The sequence below is a fragment of the Dyella sp. genome, assembly GCF_036568765.1.
In the GTDB taxonomy this organism is placed as follows: domain Bacteria; phylum Pseudomonadota; class Gammaproteobacteria; order Xanthomonadales; family Rhodanobacteraceae; genus GSA-30.
Window position 1 is genome coordinate 1 of sequence record NZ_DATCRY010000235.1, and the last position, 5,560, is coordinate 5,560.

Consider the following 5,560-nt stretch of genomic DNA (forward strand, 5'->3'; position numbering starts at 1 on the left):
CTCCTCCACCTCGCCCTGGCCAATCATGCCGCGACCGATGTTGTAGCGAGTAAGTTCAGCCACGGGGCGCCCTACCTGCAACAGCTCCGGGGGATAATCGAACAAGCTGGCGTAGCGTCGATTCCAGGCTACCAGGCGCAACTCGGCATCGACCACGCAGATGCCCTGGCTCATATTTTCCAATGCCGCTTCCAACACGCGCTGGTTGAAGCGAAGATCCTGCGCCGCCTCGCCGACGATGGCTGCCACGGTATCGATCTCGCCGCCACGCTGTTGCCGCACCACCTCCAGCAGCAAGCGCGCCGACGCGGCGCCGATCACCGCGGCCAGTTCGTGTTCGACCAGCGCCACGCGATGACCGCCGGCCAGCCCGCGGGTGGGCGCGCCTTCGAAGAGATGATCGACACGTTCCATGGGCAGAAACCGTGCGGCGAGCGCATGCAATTGTCCGACGTCGATATCCCCGATGCTCGCCGGCCGCACCGCCTGACCGAAGCGCGAACCAGCACAGGCAACCGTCACTGCGATGTTCACCGCCAGACTCAACGCTACCGCGCGCCCCAACGGACTCCATTCGTCCAGCCCGAGCAAGCCGTCCGGCGACAGCCAGCCGATACCCAGCGGGCCGGCATGCAGCCACTCCATGTCCGGCAGCATGGCCGGCAGCAAGGCGTAGAGCCAGATCAGCGTACCTGCGGCCAAGCCCATCGCCACCGCGCGCGGCCCCCACTGCGGGCGGTACATCGCCGCCAACAAGGCCGGTGCCAAACCAGCCAGGGCCGAAAACGAAATCGCACCGATATCGGCGAGCGCATCGTTGCGCGCCAATGCGCGGCTATACGCCCAGGCCAGCAAGATCACAGCCAGGATCGCCACGCGTCGCTGGTTGATGACTTCGCCGCGCAGATCGCCGCGCTCGTCACGCCCCCAACCGGCGCGCACGCGCAGAGGCGCGATGAAGTGATTGACGATCATCAGGCTCAGCGCAAGCGTTGCGACCACCACCATGCTGGTTGCCGCACTCAGACCGCCAAGGAAGGCCAACAAGGCCAGACCGTGCTGCTCGCGTGCCATCGGCAAGGCGAGTACATATAAGTCCGACGGCACGCCGCTCGGTCCCAGCCAGCGATCGCCAAGCTGCGCCAGCGGCAGGATCGGCAGCGAGATCAACAGCATGTACAGCGGAAACAGCCAGCGCGCCGTGCGTAGATGGCTGCCGTCGCGGCATTCGACCACGCCCGCATGAAACTGGTGCGGCAACGTAAACATCGCCAGCGCGCCGAGCAGGATCAACGCGGGAAAGCCCGCGGTTTCATGTGGCGGGGGCGGCACATGCAATGCGTCTGCCGGCAACGGCACGAACAGCAATGAACCAAGCGCCAGCATCGCACTCAACTTGAATAGCGATTCGAAGGCCATCGCCAGCACCAGGCCTCGGTTGTGCGCCATGGTCGACGCGCGTCGCGTACCGAACAGCATCGCGAACAACGCCATCAGCAACGCTACGTACAAGGCACTGTCCTGCCAGGGCTCCGATTCGGTCAATTGCCCCTGGCTGAGCATGGCATAGCTCATCGCTACCGCTTTGAGCTGCAGCGCAATGTAAGGCACGATGCCGATCACCACCACCGCCGTCACCAGGGCAGCCAAGCCCGAATGGCGGCCCAGCCGCACGGCGATCAGATCCGCCAGCGAGCCGGCGTTGTAGTCGCGCGCCAGTTGCACCAACCGTCGCAAGATGGCGATGCCGAGCAAGTACATCAGGATGGCGCCGATGAATGTGGGCGGCAGCAGCCAGCCGGAGCGGCTTGCCTGCGTTACCGTGCCGTAGAACGTCCAGGACGTGCAGTGGATGGCCAGCGAGAGCGCATAGACCACGGCCCAGCGGCGTTCGAACCATTGCGGCCGGCGTTCGCCGATGAGGGCCACGCCGAAGAGCAGGCCCAACCAGACGAGGGCTGCGATGGCGATGATCGGGGCATTCAGCACGAAGGCCGCCCCCTCACCCCAACCCCCGGCAAAACCAGGGGAGAGGGAGCACGCCGAGGCGAACCTCGGTGTCTGGCACTTGTGCAACTTGCTCCCTCTCCCCTGGCTTGGCCGGGGGAGAGGGTTGGGGTGAGGGGGCGCACGGCCGAAGCATGACGCGTCAGTGCTTGCCTGCCACTCCCAATTGCTCGACGACATTCGCCACCCAACGCGGCTGCGCGCCGCGGCGAGTGTCGTAATCGCTGCCGGAGTATCCCCACCAATCCCAACATGCCTGCGGATTCAAAGGCGCCATGCTGGCGCGTGTCTGAGGATACAGGACGGCCACGTCATAGGCGTCGGCCCAGCGATTGAAGCCCGCATCTTTCACAAAAGCCTCGCCGACAGCCGCCGCGTTCTGCTTGCAGCCGTGGAAAGCCACCAGCAGGCCACAAGGCTTGCCCGCTGCGCAGGCCGGCGGTACGTAGAGATAGCCCTCGTCGGCCAGCAGCGGATCGACACCGCCGACGCGATAGGCATTTTGGTCGAACGTCCGGAGTTCGCCCTTGGCGTCTCCCACCGCATGCGGCGGCTTGCCGTAGAGCTGCGCGAATATCTCGCCCGCAGCATCGAAGCCGCAATGTCCCAAATAAGGCGATACCGACTTGTCGCAATCGTCGCCCGTGGCCGCGATCGGCAGGTTGTGTGCGAATGCGCGATGGCCGTCATCGACAACCTGGAAGGCTTTCAGTCCGGGGACCGTATCGCGCAAGCGTTGGTAGAACTGCGCACCCGCTTCCGCCACCGAAGGCGCCACCAACGCATCGTCGCGACCGTGCAACAGATAGGCCTTGCCATGCGCGAGATATTTCAATGCACCGTTATCGCCAGCGTCCGCACGTTGCGTGGCCTTGGCGACCAGCGCCGATACGTCCGCCCCCGGCGTGCCTTTCATACAACTGGAAAGCGCGGCATCCAGCTTGCCGCCCGCACAGCCATAGGGGCCACCAGCCACGATAGCCGCATAAGGAAACATATCCGGATAGGCGAGCTGCATCTGCGTCGCCATATATGCGCCGGAAGACAGGCCGGCCACGGCGACGCGGTGCGGATCGAGCTTGAGCTTAGGTAACGGAGCCGCCTGCACGCCGGTGGCGAGCAAGCCTAGCACCAAGAGGGCTGTCCAACGCATGGTGTTCTCCATGGGGTTGCATGCAGGGGAAGCTGTTAGGCTCCCTCCCCTGCCAGCGGGGAGGGAGCGTGTTGCGTCAGCTTAGAACTTGTAGCGCGCGCTAAGGGTAACCATCCGCGGCGCACCGTAATAGCCCGTCACGATACCCAGCGCGGCGATGTTGTAGCCCGTCGTGCGATAGGCCTTGTTTGCCAGGTTCGTCCCTTGCAGGCTCAAGGTCCACGGTTCGTCGATCTGCCAGATGATGCCCGCGTTCCACAAACCGTACGACGGCTGCATGATCAGCGGCGACAGCGTGGTCTCCGGATACACCGAAGTCTGGTATGTATAGTTGACGCGTCCGGTGATGCTGCCACCGTTCGCCAGCGGATAGACGTGCTCGAGCGCCAGCCCACCCGACCACTTCGGCGCGTTGGTGAAGCGTTGCGTATCGGCGATATTCACGCCGCTGCTCAAGAACTCCGTGTACTTGGTATGCAGGTAGGCAAAGTTGCCGCTGAAGGTCCAGTTCTCGGCGGGCTTCCAGGCAAACTCTTCTTCCAGACCGTCGATATGGCCCTTGCCGGCATTGGTGAAGTCGCCGAAGAAGCCCTGGCTGCCGTTGGGCAGCGTGTACGAAGTAAACACCGACAGCTGGATATCCGAATACACGTTGTGGAACAACGCGGTGTTCATCATCAGGCTATCGTCGAAGAAGGTCATCTTGCTGCCTACTTCATAGGACTGCACCTTCTCGTCCTGGATCGGCCGGCACGACGAGGGAATCGCCACGCAGTTGGCGCGAATGTTGTAGCCACCGGAATGGAAGCCTTCGCTGTAGCTGGCGTAGAGATTGATGTGATCGGTCGCCGCCCAGTTCAGCGAGACCTTCGGCGAGGCATTGTTTGAAGTATGCGAGCCCGTGAAGTTGGCCAGCGTGGCAATCGGGTTGGTGAAGCTGGCATCGGCGAAGCCGTAGTTCTGGATCACCGCATCCTTGGTTTCGCGCGTCAGGCGCAGACCGACATCCAGGCTCCATCGGGGACTGATATCCCAGGTGAAGTCGCCGTAGCCCGCATAGCTCTTGGTGCCCATGCGACCGCCGGTACTGCCGTACTGCGCCAGGCCCAGCAGGCTATACGGCGGCGAGCCAAGGAAGATGTTGTCGATTTCGCCGGAGGCCGAGCCCTTGAAGTAGTACAGGCCGAACACGCCGTGCAGCGTGCCGCCCGAATCGTAGTTGGCCTGGAATTCCTGGGTGAACTGGTGATCGTCGTAGACCGCGGCCACGTCGGCGATCTTTTCCGGCAACGTATCGAAGTCGATGTTGGTATTCGTCGAGGATTCGCGATAGGCCGTGATCGACTTGAAACTCCAGTCCTGGCTGGCGATCCAGTTCAGCGTCAGCGACGCCCCGCTCAGCTCGGTATTGTTGACCTGTGCCATGCCGCTGCGCGTGTTGTAGTTGCTAGACAGCGGCAGGTATGCCGGATCCAGCGCGTTGACGGTCAGCAGCTTCGCGCCGCGCGGGTTGGAGTTGTCGCGCAGGCCATCGACCGACAGCTGCGCATTGAAATTGCTGCTGGGAAAGAAGCCCAGGCTGGCACGCGCCGCGTTGGTGTTCTTGTTGCCGTTGCGGCTGTTGTTGAGCAAGTCGGTACCGAAGCCGTCGTTATGCTCACTGGCTACCGCCACCCTGCCGCGCCACATGCCATCGCTGCTGGCGCCGCCCAGGCTGGCCTTGATGTCCTTCTCGCCATGCGTGCCTACGGTGCCCTCGATCGAACCTGTCGTCTTGGTCGGCAGCGGGTTGGCGACGTACTTGATCGCACCGCCGATGGTGTTCTTGCCGTACAGCGTGCCCTGCGGGCCGCGCAGCACTTCGATGCGGTTGACATCGAATACGTCCAGCAAGGCACCCTGCGGACGGGCCATGTAGACATCGTCGATATAAATGCCCACGCCCGGGTCGAAGCCCCAGGTCGGGTCGGCCTGGCCGACGCCACGGATGTAGGCCGTCAGCGTGGTGTTCGAGCCGCGTGCGGCATACACCTGCAATGACGGTACCTTGCCCTGCAGATCGCCCAGGTTCTGCACGTTCTGCTTGTAGAGCGATTCGCCGGTAAAGGCGCTGACCGCGATCGGTACATCCTGCAGGGTTTCTTCGCGCTTGCGCGCGGTGACGGTCACTTCGCCCAGTTGCTTGGCGTCGCTGGTCTTGGCGGTTGCGCCGGTATCGGTTGCCTGCTGCGCATAAAGCGGCGTGCTGCCGATCAGGCCGAGCACCAGCCCGACCGCAAGACTCAAATGCGTGCGTTTCATGTCACCCCTCGTCGATGGACGCATCCTCTCCCAAGGATGCCGATGTCGCGCAGATTAGGCAGCCGCGCAACCGGTCACACTTGTACCTTGGTACAGTGC

At 63.3% G+C, this 5,560-nt stretch carries 3 protein-coding genes; all 3 read right to left on the minus strand.

Translation table 11 applies throughout. From position 1 onward, the window contains the following. A partial coding sequence (locus VIM98_RS15930; RefSeq protein ID WP_331994093.1) for a PAS-domain containing protein occupies positions 1 to 1,989 on the minus strand: 1,989 nt, incomplete at its 3' end. A 160-nt stretch (positions 1,990 to 2,149) separates the two neighbouring features. After that, on the minus strand, positions 2,150 to 3,160 hold the full coding sequence (locus VIM98_RS15935) for a PHB depolymerase family esterase (RefSeq protein ID WP_331994094.1): 1,011 nt from the start codon (positions 3,158 to 3,160) through the stop codon (positions 2,150 to 2,152). A gap of 81 nt (positions 3,161 to 3,241) precedes the next feature. Next, positions 3,242 to 5,461 (minus strand): TonB-dependent receptor, encoded by a 2,220-nt coding sequence (locus VIM98_RS15940; RefSeq protein WP_331994095.1) that lies wholly within the window; start codon positions 5,459 to 5,461, stop codon positions 3,242 to 3,244. Positions 5,462 to 5,560: the final 99 nt, after the last annotated feature.

What these genes read in the sequence shown, in the direction of transcription:
- VIM98_RS15935 (WP_331994094.1), bottom strand. Translation starts at nt 3,160, where the DNA reads ATGCGTTGGACAGCCCTCTTGGTGCTAGGCTTGCTCGCCACCGGCGTG.
- VIM98_RS15940 (WP_331994095.1), bottom strand. Translation starts at nt 5,461, where the DNA reads ATGAAACGCACGCATTTGAGTCTTGCGGTCGGGCTGGTGCTCGGCCTG.